The following is a 17,396-nucleotide window of genomic DNA, read 5'->3' as shown; positions in this document are numbered from 1 at the left end:
GTTCAGGAATGCCCATTCTCGCGCCGGAACCCCTGCGGCACAATGCGCCCATGCGACCGTTTTCCGCCCCCCAGCTCAACCCCGCCACCGAGACCGGCTGGCGCCGTCGGTGGTTCGACATCATCTACCGCCATGACTCGCGGCCCTCGCGCAATTTCGACCTGATCCTGGTGGTGGCGATCGTTGCCAGCATCCTGGTGGTGATGATCGACAGCGTGCAGCACCTGCATGCCGAATGGTCCACCGGCCTGTACATCCTGGAATGGGGCTTCACGATCATCTTCACCGCCGAGTACCTGCTGCGCCTGGCGGTGGTCAAGCGCCCGCTGCGTTACGCGGTGAGCATCTGGGGCATCATCGACCTGCTGTCGATCCTGCCCGCCTACCTGTCGATGTTCATCCCCGGCGCGCAGAGCCTGCTGGTGGTGCGTGCGCTGCGCATCCTGCGCGTGTTCCGCATCCTCAAGCTGACCCGCTACATCGAGGAAAGCGGCGTCCTGATGACGTCGCTGTGGCGCAGCCGGCGCAAGGTGCTGGTGTTCCTGTTCACGGTGATCACCATCACCATCATCGCCGGGGCGCTGATGTACGTGATCGAGGGCCCCGAACACGGCTTCACCAACATCCCGGCCAGCATGTACTGGGCGGTGGTGACCATGGCCACGGTCGGCTTCGGCGACATCGTGCCGCAGACCGTGCTTGGCCGCTTCGTCACCTCGGTGCTGATCCTGATCGGCTACAGCATCATCGCCGTGCCGACCGGCATCTACACCGCCGAACTGGCCAGCACCATGCGCGAAGCCGAACTGGCGGCGCGCCGGGATGCGCGCGGCTGCCCGCACTGCGGGCTGGAAGGGCATGAACCGGATGCGCGCCACTGCCGCAAGTGTGGCGGTGAACTGCCGGACGCATTCAGCCATTGAGGCACATGCCGGCCAGCGGCCGGCACTACCAACCCCGCAGGGTGCGCGCCGGGCATGGCCCGGTGCCACCGTGGACAGGGCCACGCCCTGAGTGGATCGCCCTCAGCGCATGCGGTTGCTGGTGGTCACCAGGTCGTTGTAGGCGTCCAGGATCGTCGACTGTGCGCCTTCAGGATCGGTGGTCAGCCAGCTGCCCGACGCCTTGCGCTCGGCGGCCAACGCATCGGCGGTGATCGGCTTGCCCTGCTCCAGACGCTCCACACCGCGCCCGGCGCTACGCACCAGCTTGTCGGCCGAACGCTGCACATGGCCCCACATCGGGTCGTCCTTGCCGACACCACTGTTCTGGATTTCCGTCACCAGCGCCTGATAGTCGGCCAGCTGGCCGCGCAACGCCGCAACATCCGGCGCGTCGCTCTGGAACGCCATCGCCAGCTGCTTGCCATCGCCGACAAGGCGCAGGTGGTAATAGGCCAGCGAGCGGCCTTCGCTTTCCTCGATCTGCTTCAGCTGGGCGGCGCGGCGATCGTTCTCGTTCTTTTCCAGCGCCGCATCCATTGCTTCGCTGGCCTTGAAGAAATCAGCATAGGCCTGCATCAGCGGGGCATGCTGGCTGCGCATCCCTTCGCCACCATCGCGACGATAGTCCTCGCGGGTGAAGTACCCATCGGCACGCTCGATCAGGGTGTTCAGTGCCTGGAATGCCTGCTGGTACTGTCGCGCGGGTGCATCCAGCGGCGTGGCAGGGGTCTTTGCCAGCGCATCGGTCAGCGGCTGGCCGCAGTACTCGACGCGGTGCGACAACAGCTTGCCCGGTGAGCGCGGCTGCGCTTCCTTGCCGGTCGGCCCCGCCTTGGGGTCCTTCATCCAGCCCGTGTAAGTCTGGAAGCCTTCGTGGATGGGCTGTTCGACGCCGTTGTAGCACTCGATGTAGGCGTTCACCTTCTCCAGCCCGGGGTCGGCGACCGCCAGCCCCGCCGGGCTGTTGCAGCCGGCCAGCGCGCCGAGCAGGAGAACGGGAATCAGGCGTGTGGATGCGTTCAAATCAGTTCCTTGCACCAGTGAAAACTGCAGCCATCGTCCTGCATGGCGCGAGCGCGCGCTCCAGCACCTCGGGAAGGTGCTGGCATTCGGGGCTGCGGGGCGTGTCATGTCGCGATCAACCTGCTCGATCGCGACAAAAATAGCGCGTTGAGCTTCCCGCCTACTGGCGGTTGCTCTGGAAAACCAGCGAGTTGTATTCCTGCATCAGCTTGCTGGCAGAGCCGCTCGGCGCCATCGAGGGCGAATCCAGCATGCGCCGTTCGAAATCGGTATAGGGCGTGTTCTCGCTGACGCGCTTCAGCCGCTCCTTGCCTTCGCGCCGGAAGTTCTCGGCCTCACGCTCGAAGCTGTTCCAGTCCAGCTTGCCCGGCTCCTGATCAGCCACCTTCGCATGCGCTTCGTCGGAAATGCGGTTGAACGCATCCAGACGCTCGCGCGCCTTGGCCTGGTCGAAATCGTCCTCGCTCATCAGATCCATGATGGCCTTGGCTTCCAGCATCATCGCCAGACGGTAGTACTCGCGCGTGCGCCCCTCGGCCTGTTCCAGCGCCTTGAGCTGCTCGCGCTGGGCGGCGTCGTTCTGGCGCTCCAGCTCGGCGTTGAACGTTGCGCTGGCAGCCACGAACTCCTTGAAGGCGGCCATCAAGGGCGCATGCAGCTGCTTGCCCTTGGCGAACCGGTCATCTTCGTAGTCCTGGCGATCGTAGTAGTCGTGCGCCTCCTTGCTGATCGGCACCAGTGCCTTCAGCGCCTGCTGGTAATGGCCAGCAGCGGCATCGAGCTCGGCCAGCGCCGGCTTGGCAGCCATCGCCTCGGTCACGGGGCCATCGCACTGCTTCATGTCGTAGTCGCTGATCTCGAACGGACCGTACACCTGGGTCTCGCGCCCGGTCGGGCCGGCCTCGACGTCCTTGATCCAGCGCGTATAGGACTCGATGCTGCCGTGGGTCTTCGAATCAAGCGTGTTGAAGCAGCCGATGTAGGCGTTGAGCTTGGCGGTCAATTGCTGCTGTGCGTCGGACGACGCCGCGCTGGCGTCGGGCGTGCTGGAAGGGCCGGCGTCGCCAGTGGTTGCAGGCGCCCTGCTGCCGCAGGCAGCCAGGACAATCGACAGCGAAGCGGCCAGCGCCGCGACGGAAAGAGTGCGTGACATGGGTTCACGTCCTTGTTGAAAACGATTACAGCCGCGCATTCTAGCGCAGCAGGCCGAAGGTCGCAGCCCTCGGCCTCTGCCGGCGACGCGCGATCAGTCCAGGAACAGATCCGGCAACAACGGACGCGATGGATCCACCGCATAGCTGGACAGATCGGTGATACCCGCCTGCACCAGCACGTCATCGTCGATCAGGAACTGGCCGTGGAAACCCGCCGCCTCGCGCACCAGCACCGCGTGCGCAGCATCGGCCATGATCTGCGGCGTGCGGCAGCCGGCCGCATCGACGCCCGGAATCATGTTGATCGCATCGGTGGCGATCACCGTGCGCGGCCACAGCGCGTTCACCGCCACACCCTGCGGGCCGAATTCCGCGGCCAGGCCGAGCGTGACGAAGCTCATGCCCATCTTCGCCAGCGTGTAGCCGGTGTGCGCGCCCCACCACTTCGGTTCGAGGCTCGGCGGCGGCGCCAGGGTCAGGATGTGCGGATTCGGCGCCTGCAGCAGGTACGGCAGGCAGGCCTGCGCGCACAGGAAACTGCCGCGCGAATTGACCTGCTGCATCAGGTCGAAGCGTTTCATCGGCGTATCCAGCGTGCCACGCAGCCAGATCGCGCTGGCATTGTTGACCAGGATGTCGATGCCACCGAAGGTGTCGACCGTGGCGGCAACCGCCGCCTGTACCTGCTCTTCCTCGCGGATATCGCACTTCAGCGCCAGCCCCTGGCCGCCGGCCGCCGTAACGGCTTCGGCTGCGGTATGGATGGTGCCTGGCAACTTCGGATTCGGCACCGCTGACTTGGCCGCAATGGCCACATTGGCACCGTCGCGCGCAGCGCGCAGTGCGATGGCCAGGCCGATGCCGCGCGAGGCACCGGTGATGAAAAGCGTTTTGCCCTGCAGACTGCCCACGTTCCACACTCCAGCGTATGCAATGAGCCGCTAGTATGCCGCGCCGACGTGGAGTTCACCCGGCCTTGACGATACTCGGGCCTCCAGTCAACGCACGAGGTCCACGCCATGCGCCGTTCCCGCCTGTTGCTGCCTGCCCTGGGGCTTGCCCTGCTGACTGCCTGCCAGGGCCGTTCGCCGGAACCCGGCAAGGAGCCGCCCGCCGGTGACACCCCCAGCGCAGAGAAGGCCGCCGCCGACGGCAAGCTGCGCTGGAGCGAGGCAGTGGTGTGGGATGGCGACCTCAATGCCTGCCGCCAGGGCGAGAATGCGGCCACCCGCGAGTGTCTGCGCGATGCGATGCGCGCCGGCGGCGCCAGCGCCGATGCGATCACCGCCGCCGAACAGCTGTCCACCGGTGGCGAGCTGGCCTACGTGACGGCCTGGCACGAGAACGAAGGCCTGGGCATTGCCACGGTCGAGTATCCGTTCCGCGCCAACACCAACGAGGGCACCCGCCTGGTCGACGCCACCGGCAAGCGCATCGATGTGGATGCCGTGCAGCTGGACGACACCCTGCGTGCCGACCCCACCGTGCAGGCCCTGCTGAAGGACCACCCGCAGGCCACGCCGTTCGCACCGGCGCAGTCGGCCGGGGCCACGCCGCTCGAGAACGGCGGCATCCGCCTGCTGTACCGCACGCCGCTGCGCGACTGCCACGCCTGCCCGGATGTGGGCCAGTTGCAGATCGCCTACGACTTCGACGCCAAGCGCAACTTCATTGGCCAGCAGGTGGTGCCGGCGACGCCGTAAGGTCACCGGCGCCTGTAGAGCCGGGCCATGCTCGGCTCATTGAATGCAGCCGAGCATGGCTCGGCGCTACATCAAGGCCGACAGCGGGCGCATCCACGCATGGCGTGGATCTACCGGTACCCCTGCACCTGCTTCCTCAGCAGATGCGGCACGATCAGCCGATGCACGGGTGCAACCGGCAGCATGTACACGCGCCCGAACGCGTTGTGCGTATGCACCACCGTTGCCACTTCCAGCACGTCGCCGTGCCACTGCAGGGCCAGCTGCACACGCAGATGGCGGTCGTCGTCTTCCAGCACGATGGCATCGTCATCCAGCGACTGCAGGGTGAAGATGCCCAGCCGCTGCCCGGGTTGAGGATCCGCAACACCCTGCACCGCACGCAACGAGCCCAGGTCCTTCATGCCGAGCAGGCGCATGCCGTGGTTGCGCAGCGCCATCAATCCGTCGAACCAGCCGGGAATGGTCGCGGCCATATCGCGATAGGCCTGCAAGGCTGAACGTCCATCACGATGGGTCGTTGCCTGGCAGGCATGCACGAAGTCGGCGTTGGCCAGCTGTGGGCGCAGGACATTGCCCGCGCTCGGCGGGCCGGTCATCACCTGCGCAGAGCTCACGGCTTCGGCCCCTGCCCCTCGTTGTCTTCCCAATGCAGGATGCGGCGGGTGACGAAGCGGTAGACCGGCTTGCCGGTGGCGAACCACAGTTCGCGCACCCACGAGGTGCGCTTGAGCACCCGCTTTTCCACCGGGGTGAGCGACTCGCGGCAGTACATTCGCTTGTGCTTGAGCAGGTGGCGCAGGTCCTCGCGGGCCAGCAGGCGCATCCAGCGCGAGCGCGGGTTGCCGATCACCGCCAGCTGGAAGTCGATCAGCGCCGGGCGGCCATCGTCGGTGACCAGCCAGTTGGCTTCCTTGGCCAGATCGTTGTGGGCCACGCCATTGCGATGCAGCTGCTGCAGCAGGCGACGCGCGGCGCGGAACCAGGCCAGGTCGCCGCGGGGCGGACGCTGGTACATGGCGTCGCCGGCCATGAAGCTGCGGTCGAGATGACGGCCATCCCACGCCAGCAGCTGTGGCACATCGGCCATGCCATGGATATGGCGCAGCGCGCGTGCTTCGCGGCGGGCCAGCCACCAGGCCGGCAGCCGCAACCACAGTGGTGTGGCGCCCAGATCACGGCGCACGAAGGGACCGGCCGGTCCTTCCACAAGGAGGATGCGACCGAAGCTGTCGGCCTTCAAAGCATGCGGTGGAGTGTCTGGCGTATGCGGCATGACCCCATTCTAGGCGATGGCGATGGCTGCAAACGGTCACCAAGCGGCTGGGAACCAGTCACCTTCACGCCCCTATAATCGGGCAATGGACTCTTCATGGATCGACGCCACGCTCGCGTGGATTGCCGCTCACCCCGTGCTGGCGGGTGCCGTTATCTTCCTCATCGCCTTCTGCGACGCGGTGATCATTCTCGGTGCCATCGTGCCGGCCCTGCCGCTGCTGTTCGCGGTGGGCGTGTTCATCGGCCTGGGCCAGATCTCCGGGCCGTACGCGGTGGCCGCCGCCGCACTGGGCGCATTCGCCGGTGATGGCATCAGTTACTGGATCGGGCGCCGCTGGGGTGACCGCCTGCGTGGCGTGTGGCCCTTCAGCCGTTACCCGCAGCTGCTCGACCGCGGCGAAAACCTGTTCCGCCGCAATGCCTTCAAGAGCATCCTGGTGGCACGCTACGTGGGCGCGATCCGGCCGTTCGTGCCGGCCATCGCGGGCATGATGAAAATGCCGGCCAGCCGCTACGTGCAGGCCAGTGGCATCGCCAGCATTTCGTGGGCGGTGTTGTTCCTGGCACCGGGCTGGGTGCTCGGCGAGGCCTACGACGCGGTGGCCGCAGTGGCCGGGCGACTGGTGGTGGTGGTCGGCCTGCTGGCAGTGATCCTCGGCCTGGTCTGGGCCATCGTGCTGTATGGCTACCGCTGGTCGGCCGCGCGCATGGACAACTGGCTGGCGCGGCTGCTGGACTGGTCCAACCGCCACCCGACACTGGGCCGCTATACCGTCGGTGTGCTGGACCCGAAGCGGCGCGAGTCGGTGCCGCTGGCGATGCTGGCGTTGATGCTGCTGGTGCTGGGCTGGGGCTGGTTCGCACTGCTGACCGTGGTGGTCGCGCACGGGGAACCGCTGGCGATCGACCTGCTGGTGCACCAGGCCATGCTGGCCCTGCGTAACCCGCTGGCCGATTACCCGATGGCCGCGCTGGCCTCGCTGGGCGCCTGGCAGGTACTGCTGCCGGCCACTGCGGCGGCGATGGGCTACCTGATCTGGCGCCGGCGCTGGATGGCGGCCGCGCACTGGCTGGCCGCGCTTGCCTTCGGCCTCGCATTGACCATGCTGCTCGGTGCCACCGTCGATGTGGTGCGCCCGGTCGACGCCAGCAGTGGCTTCGGCTTCCCGTCGGTGTCGGTGACGATGGCCACCATCACCTTCGGCTTCTTCGCAGTGCTGATCGCCCGCGAGATGCCCGGCCGCACCCGTGTCTGGCCGTACCTGGTGTCGGGCATCGTGGTCAGCCTGATCGGTTTCTCGCGCTTGTACCTGGGCGCGCATTGGCTGAGCGATGTGATCGGCGGCATGCTGTTCGGCACGTTCTGGCTGCTGGTGCTGGGCATCGCCTACCGCCGCCGCTTCAACCGCTCGTTCTGGGTGAAGCCGGTGGCGTGGCTGTTCTACGGTGTCTTCGCCGTGGCGGCGATGTGGTACGCGCCGCGCAACATCCCGGTGAAGCTGGAACGCTTCGAGCCGACCCTGCCGGCCGCGCAGGCGATGGACATGCAGGCCTGGTGGCAGCACGACTGGGCGACACTGCCGGCGCGCCGCAACGAGTTCGACGACGACCAGCGCTGGCCGCTGGACGTGCAGGTGGCGGGCCCGTTGGCCCCGCTGCAGGCGCAGCTGGAAGCACGCGGCTGGAAGCGGCAGGAACAGGCCGGCTGGCAGGAAGCGCTGCTGATGCTGGACAAGAACACCGGCGCCGATGCGCTGCCGGTGCTGCCCGCCACGCTGGACACGCGCGTGGAGGCGCTGTTGATGGTGCGCCCGGGTACACACCGCGATGAGCGCTACGTACTGCGCCTGTGGCCGGCCCCTGCGCAGTTGCAACCGGGCAATACGCCGCTATGGCTGGGCAGTGCGCAGACCCTGCGCTACGAGCGCCACTTCGAATGGATCGGCATGTGGCACCCGCTGCGCGGCGTCGACCCGGCCTTGAATGCGGTGAAGGAGGCCGTGCAGGAGCTGCCCCAGCGCGAGGATGTGCACAGCGAAACCGGGTTGCCGGTGCTGCGGTTGAAGACCCCCACGCCCTGACGGGGCCGGTGCGCGATCACCCGCTGTAGCGCCGGGCCCGTGCCCGGCTGCGCTTCGCACGATCCAGCACGCCGAGCATGGGCTCGGCGCTACAGTAGATCCGCGCCATGCGTGGATGGCTGCTACGGCATCCAGCCCAGCAACTGCTGCAATCGCTGGTGCGGGTCGTCCATCTGCAGCAGCTGCAGGCGCTGCTGCTCGCTCAGCGGCAACAGCTCGGCCAACCGCCAGCCGACCCAGCTCGCCTGGTCCAGCAACGCCGGGTTGGACGGCGCATAGGCCTCGCCAGCCTGTTCGATGATGTGCCCCAGCACCGTGGCCAGCAGCGCGTGCTGGGGCCGCAGTTCGTCGTCGGGGTCCTCGTCGCACCAACGCACGTCGGCCACCACCAGGCCGTTGTCGCGCACGCGGGTACGCTCGACATGGAAGCGACGGGTGCCGCGCAGGCGCAGCTGCAGCACGCCGTCGGCGCCGACATCGAAGTCTTCGATGCGCACCTGCACGCCAAAGGCGGCCGGCGTCGCCGGAGCGCCCACTTCCTGGCCGTCGAGGATCAGGCAGACACCAAATCCCTCACCGCTGCGGCCGCTGTCGCGGACCAGGTCCAGATAGCGGCGCTCGAACACGCGCAGGCCCACCGCTGCACCCGGCACCAGCGTGGTGTGCAGCGGGAACAGCGGCAGCGAGCCATCGCCGCTCATCGGGCCTGCAGCGCGGCGAGGAAGCGGCGCGGCGCGCCGTCGAAGCCACCGTTGGACATGAACACCACGTGGTCGCCACTGCGCGCGCTGGCCTGCAGCTGTGCCAGCAATGCGTCGGTATCAGGCACCGCGTGCGCTTCGCCACGCACTGCGGCAATCACCGCCGCCGCATCCCAGGCCAGTTCCGGACGATGCAGGAACACCACTTCATCGGCCAGCGCCAGCGATGGGGCCAGCGCCTGCGCATGTGCGCCCAGCCGCATCGAGTTGCTGCGCGGTTCCATCGCGACCACGATGCGCGCATCGCCCACCTTGGCACGCAGACCTTCCAGGGTGGTGGCGATTGCGGTCGGGTGATGGGCGAAATCGTCGTAGACGGTGATGCCGTCATGGCTGCCGATCACTTCCATGCGGCGCTTGACGCTGCGGAAGCGCGCCAGCGCCGGGATCACCTCGGCCGGCGCCACGCCCACTGCATGCGCGGCGGCCAGCGCAGCCAATCCGTTGAGCACGTTGTGGCGGCCCAGCAGCGACCACTGCACGTCACCCAGCGCCTGCCCACGATGGTGCACGCGGAACGCGCTGCCATCGGCGGCCAGCAGCTCGGCATGCCACTCCAGCGACGGATCGAAACCAAACCGCTCGACCGGGGTCCAGCAGCCCATCGCGAGCACTTCGGCCAGGCGCTGATCCTCGCCATTGACGATCAGCCGCCCACGTGCGGGTACGGTACGCACCAGGTGGTGGAACTGGCGCTGGATCGCCGCCACGTCCGGGAAGATGTCGGCGTGGTCGTATTCAAGATTATTGAGGATGGCCACCAGCGGCCGGTAGTGCACGAACTTGCTGCGCTTGTCGAAGAAGGCCGTGTCGTACTCATCGGCTTCGACCACGAACTCGCGCCCCTGGCCCAGCCGCGCGGAGACGCCGAAATCCTCGGCGACGCCCCCGATCAGGAAGCCCGGCGAGCGCCCGGCGCTTTCCAGCAGCCAGGTGAGGATGGTGGTGGTGGTGGTCTTGCCATGGGTGCCGGCCACGGCCAGGGTGTCGCGGCCCGGCAACACCTGCTCGGACAGCCACTGCGCACCGGAGATGTAGCGCTGGCCGGCATCGAGCACGGCTTCGACGGCCGCATTGCCGCGCGACAGCGCATTGCCGATCACCACCTCGTCGGTGCCGGCCGGCACGCTGTCGGCGCGGTAGCCCTGGTCCAGGGTGATGCCCAACTGTTCGAGCTGGGTCGACATCGGCGGATAGATGGCCTGGTCGCTGCCGCTGACGGCATGCCCGAGTTCACGCGCCAGGGCGGCCACGCCGCCCATGAAGGTGCCGGCGATTGCAAGGATATGTACGCTGCTCATGACCGAGGATTGTGACCGATGACGGCTGTATAGGGCCAATGTCCGCTATCGGGTAAGACAACCCCTACACGGGATGTGAGAAAACTCCAATCAGCTGTCAGGGAATTCCCGATAGCGATGTTCTGTGAACCCGGACACAATTCGAACTGCCAGCCGCAGTACCCGAACCGGTCCTACTCCCCAAGAGGCCATCCCCAAGGGAGCTCATGCTGCGGGGCCCTGAGCAAGCCCTTCGCTGGCGCCTATCAAACGACACAGGCCTGATCCTCGCGGACCAGGCCTGTGTTTTTTGCGCCCGCAGGGCCAGCAGCACGCGGCCCTGCCGGATCAGGCCTTGATCGCCGCCAGGATGCGGGCTTCGATCTCGTCCAGCTCGCCGACGCCATCGACGCGGGCCAGGGTGCCACGGCCGGCGTAGAAGTCGACCACCGGGGCGGTCTGGTCGTTGTAGACCTGCAGGCGCTGGCGCACTGCTTCCGGGTTGTCATCGGCGCGGCCCTGCTCCTTGGCACGACCGGCAATGCGGTCCACCAGCAGCTCGGTGGGCACATCCAGCTGCACCACCGCGTCCAGCGGCTGGCCGATCTTGGCCAGCAGGCCGTCCATCGCATTGGCCTGGGCCACATTGCGCGGATAACCATCGAGGATGAAGCCCTTGGCGACATCAGCCTGGGTCAGGCGCGACTCCAGCATGCCCAGCAGGATGTCGTCCGACACCAGGTTACCGGCATCCATCACCGTCTTGGCCTGCTTGCCCAGCTCGGTGCCGGCGGCGATTTCCGCGCGCAGCATGTCACCGGTCGAAATGTGGGCGATCCCCAGCTTTTCCTTCAGGCGCGTCGCCTGTGTCCCCTTGCCCGAACCGGGCGGTCCCAACAGAACCAATCGCATTGACCTGACTCCAACGTGTTGAAAACAAAGAAGGTTCGCGTCCCGGACGGTCCGGTATCGCTGCACCGCAATAGCGCCACTTTACCGCATCCGGGTAATGTCCCTGCAATGTCCCTTCCCCCGAACAGGTAGAAGCATGCGCAACGGTACCCTCCTTTATGCCCAGTCCGGCGGTGTCACCGCCGTCATCAATGCCACGGCGGCGGCGGTGATCGAGCAGGCCCGGGCCAAGGGCATCAAGGTCCTGGCCGCCCGCAACGGCATCCTCGGCGCGCTGCGCGAGGAACTGATCGACACCAGCAAGGAGAGCGCCGCCGCGATCCGTGCGCTCGCCCATACCCCGGGCGGGGCCTTCGGTTCGTGCCGGGTCAAGCTGAAGTCGCTGGACGCCGACCGCGCCCGCTATGACCGCCTGCTGGAGGTGCTGCGCGCGCATGACGTGCGCTGGTTCCTCTACAACGGTGGCAACGACTCGGCCGATACCGCGCTGAAGGTCTCGCAGCTGGCCAAGGCCTCCGGCTACGACCTGACCTGCATCGGCGTGCCCAAGACCATCGACAACGATCTGGCGGTGACCGACACCTGCCCTGGCTTCGGCTCCGCCGCCAAGTACACCGCCGTCTCGGTGCGCGAGGCGGCGCTGGACGTCGCGGCGATGGCCGAGACCTCCACCCGCGTCTTCATCTACGAAGCGATGGGCCGACACGCCGGCTGGCTGGCCGCCGCCGCCGGCCTGGCCGGCAACGGTGACGACGAAGCGCCGCACATCATCCTGCTGCCCGAGCGCGCCTACGACGAGGCCGCGTTCCTGGCCAAGGTAGAGGCGGTGGTCGAGCGCGTCGGCTATTGCGTGGTGGTGGCCTCGGAGGGCATTGCCACGGCCGACGGCCGCTTCGTTGCCGATGCCGGCGGTGGCAAGGACTCGTTCGGGCACGCGCAGCTGGGCGGCGTGGCCGCGCACCTGGCCGGCCGGGTCAAGGATCAGCTGGGCCTGAAGGTGCACTGGGCACTGCCCGACTACCTGCAGCGCTCGGCGCGCCACCTGGCCAGCAGGACCGACTGGGAGCAGGCGCAGGCGGTGGGCAAGGCCGCGGTGCAGCTGGCACTGAAGGGCCAGAATGGCGTGATGCCGGTGATCGTGCGCAGCAGCGATGCACCGTATCGCTGGAAGATCGAAGCCGCGCCGTTGTCGAAGATCGCCAACCACGAGAAGAAGATGCCGGCCGGTTTCATCCGCCGCGATGGCTTCGGCATCACGGCCAAGGCGCGCGCCTACCTGTCACCGCTGATCAAGGGCGAAGCGCCCCTGCCGTATGGCACCGATGGCCTGCCGAAGTACGTGACACTGAAGAATGTGGCGGTGAAGCAGAAGCTGCCGGCCTTCGAGGGCTGACCCCTAAAAAGGGGACGGAGGGGATTAAGTCGCATAGGCCCCTCCGTGCCCCTCGGCGTCAGCAACGGGCCGGATACGACTTAATCCCCTCCGTCCCCTTTTTGGAGAGATGCCATGGCACTGCGTGTTGTTCGACTGGGTACGCCGCGCCACCCCGGCGAGGGGCTGCGCATCGGCACCGTCAGGCGGCCGCCGCGGGGCGTGCCACGCAGCGAGTTCGCCCGACAGGACTGGTACGACGTCTGGTTCCCGACCCTGTCACCCAGCGCGGCGCTGGTGAAGCAGGCGCATGAGGCGAAAACGGCCGCCGACTGGAACGCGTTCTTCCGCCACTACACGACTGAGATGAAGGCCCCGGATGCGGCCCACGCGCTGGACCTGCTGGCCGCGATGTCGCAGCACAGCGACATCAGCGTGGGGTGCTATTGCGAGGATGAGGCGCACTGCCACCGTAAGGCGCTGCGCGAGCTGCTGGTGGCGCGCGGGGCGACGCTGGCGGAGTGAAGATGGCGGGATGCCGGCCAGCGGCCGGCACTACCCAGGTCTCCCATCCAGTAGATCCACGCCCTGCGTGGATTCGCGCTGCTGGACGGCCTCAATTGCAGGCCTTGCCTTCCATCTGCAACTGCGCGGCGAACATCGTCACCTGCGGAATCTGCCCGGCCGCGGCCTGCTTCTTCGCCTCCTCCAGGTAGATGCGCGACTGGCCCTGGCCGTCCAGCTCGACCTTGTTGCTCGACGGCAGGCGCCACACCCGCACCACGGCCTGCTGGGCCGGGCACGCCGCGTTCGGCACGCGGATCACATCGTTGAGTTTCCAGCCCTTGTCCGCACTTGGCTGCGCCTTGGTGTAATCGACGAAGCGCGCGCGTGGCTGGCACTGTTCGCTGGTACGCACGGCAGAGAAGCGGTACGGCGCGGCGGCATCGCCGGTGAACGCACCTTCCAGCCGCGCGCAGGCCTCGGGGATCTGGCGCAACGTATGCACCGCACCCACCGCCTGGGGCGCGCCAACGGCACGCTGCAGTTCCGGGGTTTCCGCAGCGAATGCCGGCACGGCCGGGACCAGGGCGGCAAGCATCAACAGGGACAGGCGCATGTGGGATCTCCTACGGGACTGTGCGCAGGCTTGCAGAGACTGGCTTAACGGGGCGCAAAGGCCGGATGGCTCTCGGATCGTGCCCATGGCCCGGCGGCAGGGCCCGCGCGCTCGTAGAGCGCCAGTCGAGCATGGCTCGACTCTACAAGTGGCGGCACGCATACTGCGGGCACCAGGGAATGCTGAACACCGCCATACGTCGGACGACCGCCAAGGTCGGTACGGGTTGGTTCCAGGCTGCAGCCCGTCGTCCCCCTCGTGGTGCCGTTCATCGCCACTGGATGCCTACATCCATTCTGCGGAGGGGTCTAATGCTGGAACGTCACGGGCTGTCAATGGCGCTGGGCTGCGCCATTCTCGCGATCCTGTTCGGAATCGTCTCGGCGCGCTGGATCCTGCGCCAACCCACCGGCAATGAGCGCATGATCGCGATCGCCACCGCGATCCAGGAAGGCGCGCGCGCCTACCTCAACCGCCAGTACCTGACCATCGGCATCGCCGGCGTGGTGCTGTTCGTGCTTGTCGGCATCTTCCTCAGCTGGTACACCGCGATTGGTTTTGCGGTGGGCGCAGTGCTGTCCGGCGCGGCCGGCTACATCGGCATGAACGTGTCGGTACGCGCCAACGTGCGCACTGCCGAAGCTGCACGCCATGGCATCAGCGCGGCGATGGACGTCGCCTTCCGCGGTGGCGCGATCACCGGCATGCTGGTGGTCGGGCTGGGCCTGCTGGGCGTGGCCGGCTACTACGCGTTGCTGCTGCGCCTGGGCCTGCCGATGGAGCAGGCGCTGCATGCGCTGGTCGGCCTGGCCTTCGGTTCCTCGCTGATCTCGATCTTCGCGCGGCTGGGGGGTGGCATCTTCACCAAGGGCGCCGATGTCGGCGCCGATCTGGTCGGCAAGGTTGAAGCCGGCATTCCCGAGGACGACCCGCGCAACCCGGCGGTGATCGCCGACAACGTCGGTGACAACGTCGGCGACTGCGCCGGCATGGCCGCCGACCTGTTCGAAACCTATGCGGTCACCGTCATCGCCACCATGCTGCTGGGCAGCCTGATGCTGGCCGAAGCCGGTGCCAATGCCGTGCTCTACCCACTGGTGCTGGGCGGCGTATCGATCATCGCCTCGATCATCGGTGCGCTGTTCGTCAAGGTGAAGCCGGGCGGCTCGATCATGGGCGCGCTGTACAAGGGCGTGATCGTGTCCGGCGTGCTGGCCGCGATTGCCTTCTACCCGATCACCACCGGCCTGATGTCGGACAACGTACATGGGCCGATGGCGCTGTATGGCTGCGCGCTGATCGGGCTGCTCCTGACCGGCCTGATCGTGTGGATCACCGAGTACTACACCGGCACCCAGTACAAGCCGGTGCAGCACGTGGCACAGGCCTCGACCACCGGCCACGGCACCAACATCATCGCCGGCCTCGGCATCTCGATGAAGTCCACCGCGCTGCCGGTGGTGGCGGTGTGTGCGGCAATCTGGGGCGCGTTCGCGCTGGGGGGCCTGTACGGCATCGCCATCGCCGCCACCGCGATGCTGTCGATGGCCGGCATGATCGTCGCCCTCGACGCCTACGGTCCGATCACCGACAACGCCGGCGGCATCGCTGAAATGGCCGAGCTGCCTTCCGAGATCCGCGACATCACCGATCCGCTGGATGCGGTGGGCAACACCACCAAGGCGGTGACCAAGGGCTATGCGATCGGCTCGGCGGCACTGGCCGCGCTCGTGCTGTTCGCCGACTACACGCACAACCTGCAGGCCGCGCATCCCGGACAGGAATTCCGCTTCGACCTCAGCGACCACACGGTGATCATCGGCCTGCTGATCGGCGGCCTGATTCCGTACCTGTTCGGTGCGATGGCGATGGAAGCGGTCGGCCGCGCGGCGGGCGCAGTGGTGGAAGAAGTGCGCCGCCAGTTCCGCGAGATCCCCGGCATCATGCAGGGCACCGGCAAGCCGCAGTACGACAAGGCGGTGGACATGCTGACCCGGTCGGCGATCCGCGAAATGATCGTGCCGTCATTGCTGCCGGTGGCGGTGCCGGTGGTGGTCGGCCTGCTGCTGGGGCCCCGCGCGCTGGGCGGCCTGCTGATCGGCACGATCGTGACCGGCCTGTTCGTGGCCATTTCGATGACCACCGGCGGCGGCGCCTGGGACAACGCCAAGAAGTACATCGAGGACGGCCACTTCGGCGGCAAGGGCAGCGAAGCGCACAAGGCTGCGGTGACCGGCGATACCGTCGGTGACCCGTACAAGGACACCGCCGGGCCGGCGATCAATCCGCTGATCAAGATCATCAACATCGTGGCGCTGCTGCTGGTGCCGTTGTTGTAGGTCCACGCGATGCGTGGATGGCAGGCTTGACGGGGTCAGAGCCCTTTGCTGCGGAAAGGGATCCGACCCCGACGGCGGTCAGCGGCCACGCAGGAAGAACGAAACCGGCACGGGCCAGCGGTGCGGCCACCATGAAGATGCGGCGCGCTCGCCGGGCAGGCTCGGCGCGGGCCAGTTCGCAGCCCTTGGCCAGCAGCACGGCCCAGGTCGCCAGCGAGGCCAGGGCCAGCGCGATCCTCACCGACTTCACCACTACGTCGGCGGCCAGGTACATGCCCCACGGCGTCAATGCGGGCGTGGCCACAGGGGCCAGGTCAGCAGGCAGCATCGTTCCGGGTTCCCTCATCGCCCGGGGGCGCGGCGCGGTGCCGGGCCGCGCGCGGGTCCGTGGCATCGTCCACTTCCACGACCGGAGGGGGCTCCAGACGCGGTGCTGGCCGGCTGAGCACGTAGCCAGCGCTGGCCGCAAAGAACAGGCCCACGCCCAGCAGCAGGCGCCATGACGGCTGCGCGCCCCAGCAGAACAGCACAAAGCCCAGCGCCATCCCTGCGCTGGCGAACGCCTTGCCCTTGCGCGACACCGCGCCCTGCTCGCGCCACAGCCGCAGCGACGGGCCATAGCGCGGATGTGCGAGCAGGCGCTGCTCGAACTTCGGCGAGCTTCGCGCGAAGCAACCCACGGCCAGGATCAGGAAGATGGTGGTGGGCATCACCGGCAGCAACGCGCCGATCACCCCGAGGCCGACCATCACCCAGCCCAGCCCGAACCAGAGCCAGCGCATCAGCGCGGTCTCCGTGCGCAGACGTGGCACATCAGTCGAATTCCGCTTCGACATGGCCGTGCACGCTGCGGAACGCGGCATCGGCGGCGTCGATCACCTGCTGTTCCTGCTCGGCGCTCAGCGCAACCGCGTCCAGCGCAGCGGTGAACTCGCGCCAGTGGCGCGCGGCGCCATCCGGATGCGCGGCCAGGTGGCGGGCGCCGAAATCACGATCCAGGCCGAGCCTGGCGGCCATCTTGTACAGCACGGTGCCGCCCAGGTTGGAGCCTTCGGCCACGTACAGCCAGCCGAGGGCCGCCGGCAGCGCCAGGTCCGAGGGCAGTGCGGCGATGTCCGCGCCCGGGAGCGCCTGCTCCAGGTCCTGCAGATCGCGGGCAACCTGGGCCAGGCGGCGGCGCTCGCCCAGGCCGGGCAGCAGCGCGTCCAGCGCAGGGTTGGCGTACAGCGCATCAATGCTGCGGTGGAAGCGGTACTGCACGCGCAGGAAACGGGCGAAGTTGCTGCGGTCGGCGAAGATGTCGCCGGCCATGATGCGCTTGTCCAGGGCAGCGTGACTGTCGCGGGTGGCGGCCTTGAGCCGTAGGCTGCGGCTGTCTTCGGGAGCGAGGTATGCGTTCATGGGGAATGCCAGGGAGTCGTCGTGCTGT

18 protein-coding genes are annotated in these 17,396 nt (G+C 67.6%); 6 read left to right on the top strand and 12 right to left on the bottom strand.

The genetic code is table 11. The features are described 5' to 3' along the window. The first annotated feature begins 50 nt into the window (after positions 1–50). Positions 51–923, top strand: a complete 873-nt coding sequence (locus AC5P9I_RS03335; RefSeq protein ID WP_049413719.1) for an ion transporter — start codon at positions 51–53, stop codon at positions 921–923. 102 nt (positions 924–1,025) lie between these two features. Here the strand turns inward: AC5P9I_RS03335 and AC5P9I_RS03330 are convergent, their stop codons facing one another. The 3 genes from AC5P9I_RS03330 to AC5P9I_RS03320 all read right to left on the bottom strand — a co-directional run bounded on the left by AC5P9I_RS03330 (position 1,026) and on the right by AC5P9I_RS03320 (position 4,032). Further along, on the bottom strand, positions 1,026–1,967 hold the full coding sequence (locus tag AC5P9I_RS03330) for a YiiG family protein (protein WP_049466667.1): 942 nt from the start codon (positions 1,965–1,967) through the stop codon (positions 1,026–1,028). A 160-nt stretch (positions 1,968–2,127) separates the two neighbouring features. Further along, a complete protein-coding gene (locus AC5P9I_RS03325) occupies positions 2,128–3,120 on the bottom strand; it encodes a YiiG family protein (RefSeq protein WP_049466665.1) in 993 nt (330 codons plus the stop codon). A gap of 93 nt (positions 3,121–3,213) precedes the next feature. Continuing rightward, positions 3,214–4,032 (bottom strand): SDR family oxidoreductase, encoded by an 819-nt coding sequence (locus AC5P9I_RS03320; RefSeq protein ID WP_049466663.1) that lies wholly within the window; start codon positions 4,030–4,032, stop codon positions 3,214–3,216. 108 nt (positions 4,033–4,140) lie between these two features. Between AC5P9I_RS03320 and AC5P9I_RS03315 the strand changes: the two genes are divergently transcribed. Continuing rightward, a complete protein-coding gene (locus AC5P9I_RS03315; protein WP_049466660.1) occupies positions 4,141–4,824 on the top strand; it encodes a hypothetical protein in 684 nt (227 codons plus the stop codon). 110 nt (positions 4,825–4,934) lie between these two features. Here AC5P9I_RS03315 and AC5P9I_RS03310 read toward each other — a convergent pair whose 3' ends face one another. Both AC5P9I_RS03310 and AC5P9I_RS03305 read right to left on the bottom strand, forming a co-directional pair. After that, positions 4,935–5,441, bottom strand: coding sequence for a DUF2867 domain-containing protein (locus AC5P9I_RS03310; RefSeq protein WP_049466658.1), 507 nt, complete (start codon positions 5,439–5,441; stop codon positions 4,935–4,937). Further along, a complete protein-coding gene (locus AC5P9I_RS03305) occupies positions 5,438–6,100 on the bottom strand; it encodes a serine/threonine-protein kinase (protein WP_049466656.1) in 663 nt (220 codons plus the stop codon). The genes AC5P9I_RS03310 and AC5P9I_RS03305 overlap by 4 nt, the downstream gene beginning before the upstream one ends. 85 nt (positions 6,101–6,185) lie before the next feature. Between AC5P9I_RS03305 and AC5P9I_RS03300 the strand changes: the two genes are divergently transcribed. Further along, on the top strand, positions 6,186–8,183 hold the full coding sequence (locus AC5P9I_RS03300; protein ID WP_049466654.1) for a bifunctional DedA family/phosphatase PAP2 family protein: 1,998 nt from the start codon (positions 6,186–6,188) through the stop codon (positions 8,181–8,183). Between the two features lie 122 nt (positions 8,184–8,305). On the opposite strand, the gene AC5P9I_RS03295 is transcribed toward AC5P9I_RS03300, so the two are convergent. The 3 genes from AC5P9I_RS03295 to AC5P9I_RS03285 form a co-directional block, all read right to left on the bottom strand. Beyond that, positions 8,306–8,884, bottom strand: a complete 579-nt coding sequence (locus tag AC5P9I_RS03295; RefSeq protein ID WP_049466652.1) for an LON peptidase substrate-binding domain-containing protein — start codon at positions 8,882–8,884, stop codon at positions 8,306–8,308. Beyond that, positions 8,881–10,245: a UDP-N-acetylmuramate:L-alanyl-gamma-D-glutamyl-meso-diaminopimelate ligase gene (mpl, locus tag AC5P9I_RS03290; RefSeq protein WP_049466650.1), complete on the bottom strand. Its 1,365-nt coding sequence runs from the start codon at positions 10,243–10,245 to the stop codon at positions 8,881–8,883. Before mpl ends, AC5P9I_RS03295 begins: the two co-directional genes overlap by 4 nt. 327 nt (positions 10,246–10,572) lie before the next feature. Then, the gene (locus AC5P9I_RS03285) at positions 10,573–11,136 is read right to left on the bottom strand and encodes an adenylate kinase (RefSeq protein ID WP_005419045.1); all 564 of its coding nucleotides are present in this window, start codon (positions 11,134–11,136) and stop codon (positions 10,573–10,575) included. 136 nt (positions 11,137–11,272) lie between these two features. Here AC5P9I_RS03285 and AC5P9I_RS03280 point away from each other — a divergent pair, with 136 nt between their 5' ends. Together AC5P9I_RS03280 and AC5P9I_RS03275 are read left to right on the top strand one after the other, a co-directional pair. Next, positions 11,273–12,529, top strand: coding sequence for a 6-phosphofructokinase (locus AC5P9I_RS03280; RefSeq protein WP_049466647.1), 1,257 nt, complete (start codon positions 11,273–11,275; stop codon positions 12,527–12,529). Positions 12,530–12,643: 114 nt separating this feature from the next. Next, on the top strand, positions 12,644–13,033 hold the full coding sequence (locus AC5P9I_RS03275; RefSeq protein ID WP_049466646.1) for a DUF488 domain-containing protein: 390 nt from the start codon (positions 12,644–12,646) through the stop codon (positions 13,031–13,033). A 91-nt stretch (positions 13,034–13,124) separates the two neighbouring features. On the opposite strand, the gene AC5P9I_RS03270 is transcribed toward AC5P9I_RS03275, so the two are convergent. After that, positions 13,125–13,628, bottom strand: coding sequence for a hypothetical protein (locus AC5P9I_RS03270; protein ID WP_049438804.1), 504 nt, complete (start codon positions 13,626–13,628; stop codon positions 13,125–13,127). A gap of 311 nt (positions 13,629–13,939) precedes the next feature. On the opposite strand from AC5P9I_RS03270, the gene AC5P9I_RS03265 reads away from it, so the two are divergent. Beyond that, a complete protein-coding gene (locus AC5P9I_RS03265) occupies positions 13,940–15,967 on the top strand; it encodes a sodium-translocating pyrophosphatase (RefSeq protein ID WP_235645071.1) in 2,028 nt (675 codons plus the stop codon). Here AC5P9I_RS03265 and AC5P9I_RS03260 read toward each other — a convergent pair. From AC5P9I_RS03260 to AC5P9I_RS03250, 3 genes are read right to left on the bottom strand one after another with little or no spacing between them, the layout of a single operon-like run. Next, positions 15,930–16,295 (bottom strand): hypothetical protein, encoded by a 366-nt coding sequence (locus AC5P9I_RS03260; protein ID WP_231353126.1) that lies wholly within the window; start codon positions 16,293–16,295, stop codon positions 15,930–15,932. The genes AC5P9I_RS03265 and AC5P9I_RS03260 overlap by 38 nt on opposite strands. After that, positions 16,282–16,749, bottom strand: a complete 468-nt coding sequence (locus AC5P9I_RS03255) for a YbaN family protein (protein ID WP_049466642.1) — start codon at positions 16,747–16,749, stop codon at positions 16,282–16,284. Before AC5P9I_RS03255 ends, AC5P9I_RS03260 begins: the two co-directional genes overlap by 14 nt. Positions 16,750–16,780: 31 nt before the next feature. Continuing rightward, a complete protein-coding gene (locus tag AC5P9I_RS03250; RefSeq protein ID WP_049466640.1) occupies positions 16,781–17,368 on the bottom strand; it encodes a biliverdin-producing heme oxygenase in 588 nt (195 codons plus the stop codon). Positions 17,369–17,396 lie beyond the last annotated feature (28 nt).

It is taken from the genome of Stenotrophomonas sp. YJH_SMC_29, from assembly GCF_059371235.1.
Note: the sequence above shows the minus strand (reverse complement) of the source record. Positions and strands in the feature narration are given on the sequence as shown.

What these genes read in the sequence shown, in the direction of transcription:
- AC5P9I_RS03335 (WP_049413719.1), top strand. Translation starts at nt 51, where the DNA reads ATGCGACCGTTTTCCGCCCCCCAGCTCAACCCCGCCACCGAGACCGGC.
- AC5P9I_RS03325 (WP_049466665.1), bottom strand. Translation starts at nt 3,120, where the DNA reads ATGTCACGCACTCTTTCCGTCGCGGCGCTGGCCGCTTCGCTGTCGATT.
- AC5P9I_RS03315 (WP_049466660.1), top strand. Translation starts at nt 4,141, where the DNA reads ATGCGCCGTTCCCGCCTGTTGCTGCCTGCCCTGGGGCTTGCCCTGCTG.
- AC5P9I_RS03305 (WP_049466656.1), bottom strand. Translation starts at nt 6,100, where the DNA reads ATGCCGCATACGCCAGACACTCCACCGCATGCTTTGAAGGCCGACAGC.
- AC5P9I_RS03300 (WP_049466654.1), top strand. Translation starts at nt 6,186, where the DNA reads ATGGACTCTTCATGGATCGACGCCACGCTCGCGTGGATTGCCGCTCAC.
- AC5P9I_RS03295 (WP_049466652.1), bottom strand. Translation starts at nt 8,884, where the DNA reads ATGAGCGGCGATGGCTCGCTGCCGCTGTTCCCGCTGCACACCACGCTG.
- mpl (WP_049466650.1), bottom strand. Translation starts at nt 10,245, where the DNA reads ATGAGCAGCGTACATATCCTTGCAATCGCCGGCACCTTCATGGGCGGC.
- AC5P9I_RS03285 (WP_005419045.1), bottom strand. Translation starts at nt 11,136, where the DNA reads ATGCGATTGGTTCTGTTGGGACCGCCCGGTTCGGGCAAGGGGACACAG.
- AC5P9I_RS03280 (WP_049466647.1), top strand. Translation starts at nt 11,273, where the DNA reads ATGCGCAACGGTACCCTCCTTTATGCCCAGTCCGGCGGTGTCACCGCC.
- AC5P9I_RS03275 (WP_049466646.1), top strand. Translation starts at nt 12,644, where the DNA reads ATGGCACTGCGTGTTGTTCGACTGGGTACGCCGCGCCACCCCGGCGAG.
- AC5P9I_RS03270 (WP_049438804.1), bottom strand. Translation starts at nt 13,628, where the DNA reads ATGCGCCTGTCCCTGTTGATGCTTGCCGCCCTGGTCCCGGCCGTGCCG.
- AC5P9I_RS03265 (WP_235645071.1), top strand. Translation starts at nt 13,940, where the DNA reads ATGCTGGAACGTCACGGGCTGTCAATGGCGCTGGGCTGCGCCATTCTC.
- AC5P9I_RS03260 (WP_231353126.1), bottom strand. Translation starts at nt 16,295, where the DNA reads ATGCTGCCTGCTGACCTGGCCCCTGTGGCCACGCCCGCATTGACGCCG.
- AC5P9I_RS03255 (WP_049466642.1), bottom strand. Translation starts at nt 16,749, where the DNA reads ATGCGCTGGCTCTGGTTCGGGCTGGGCTGGGTGATGGTCGGCCTCGGG.
- AC5P9I_RS03250 (WP_049466640.1), bottom strand. Translation starts at nt 17,368, where the DNA reads ATGAACGCATACCTCGCTCCCGAAGACAGCCGCAGCCTACGGCTCAAG.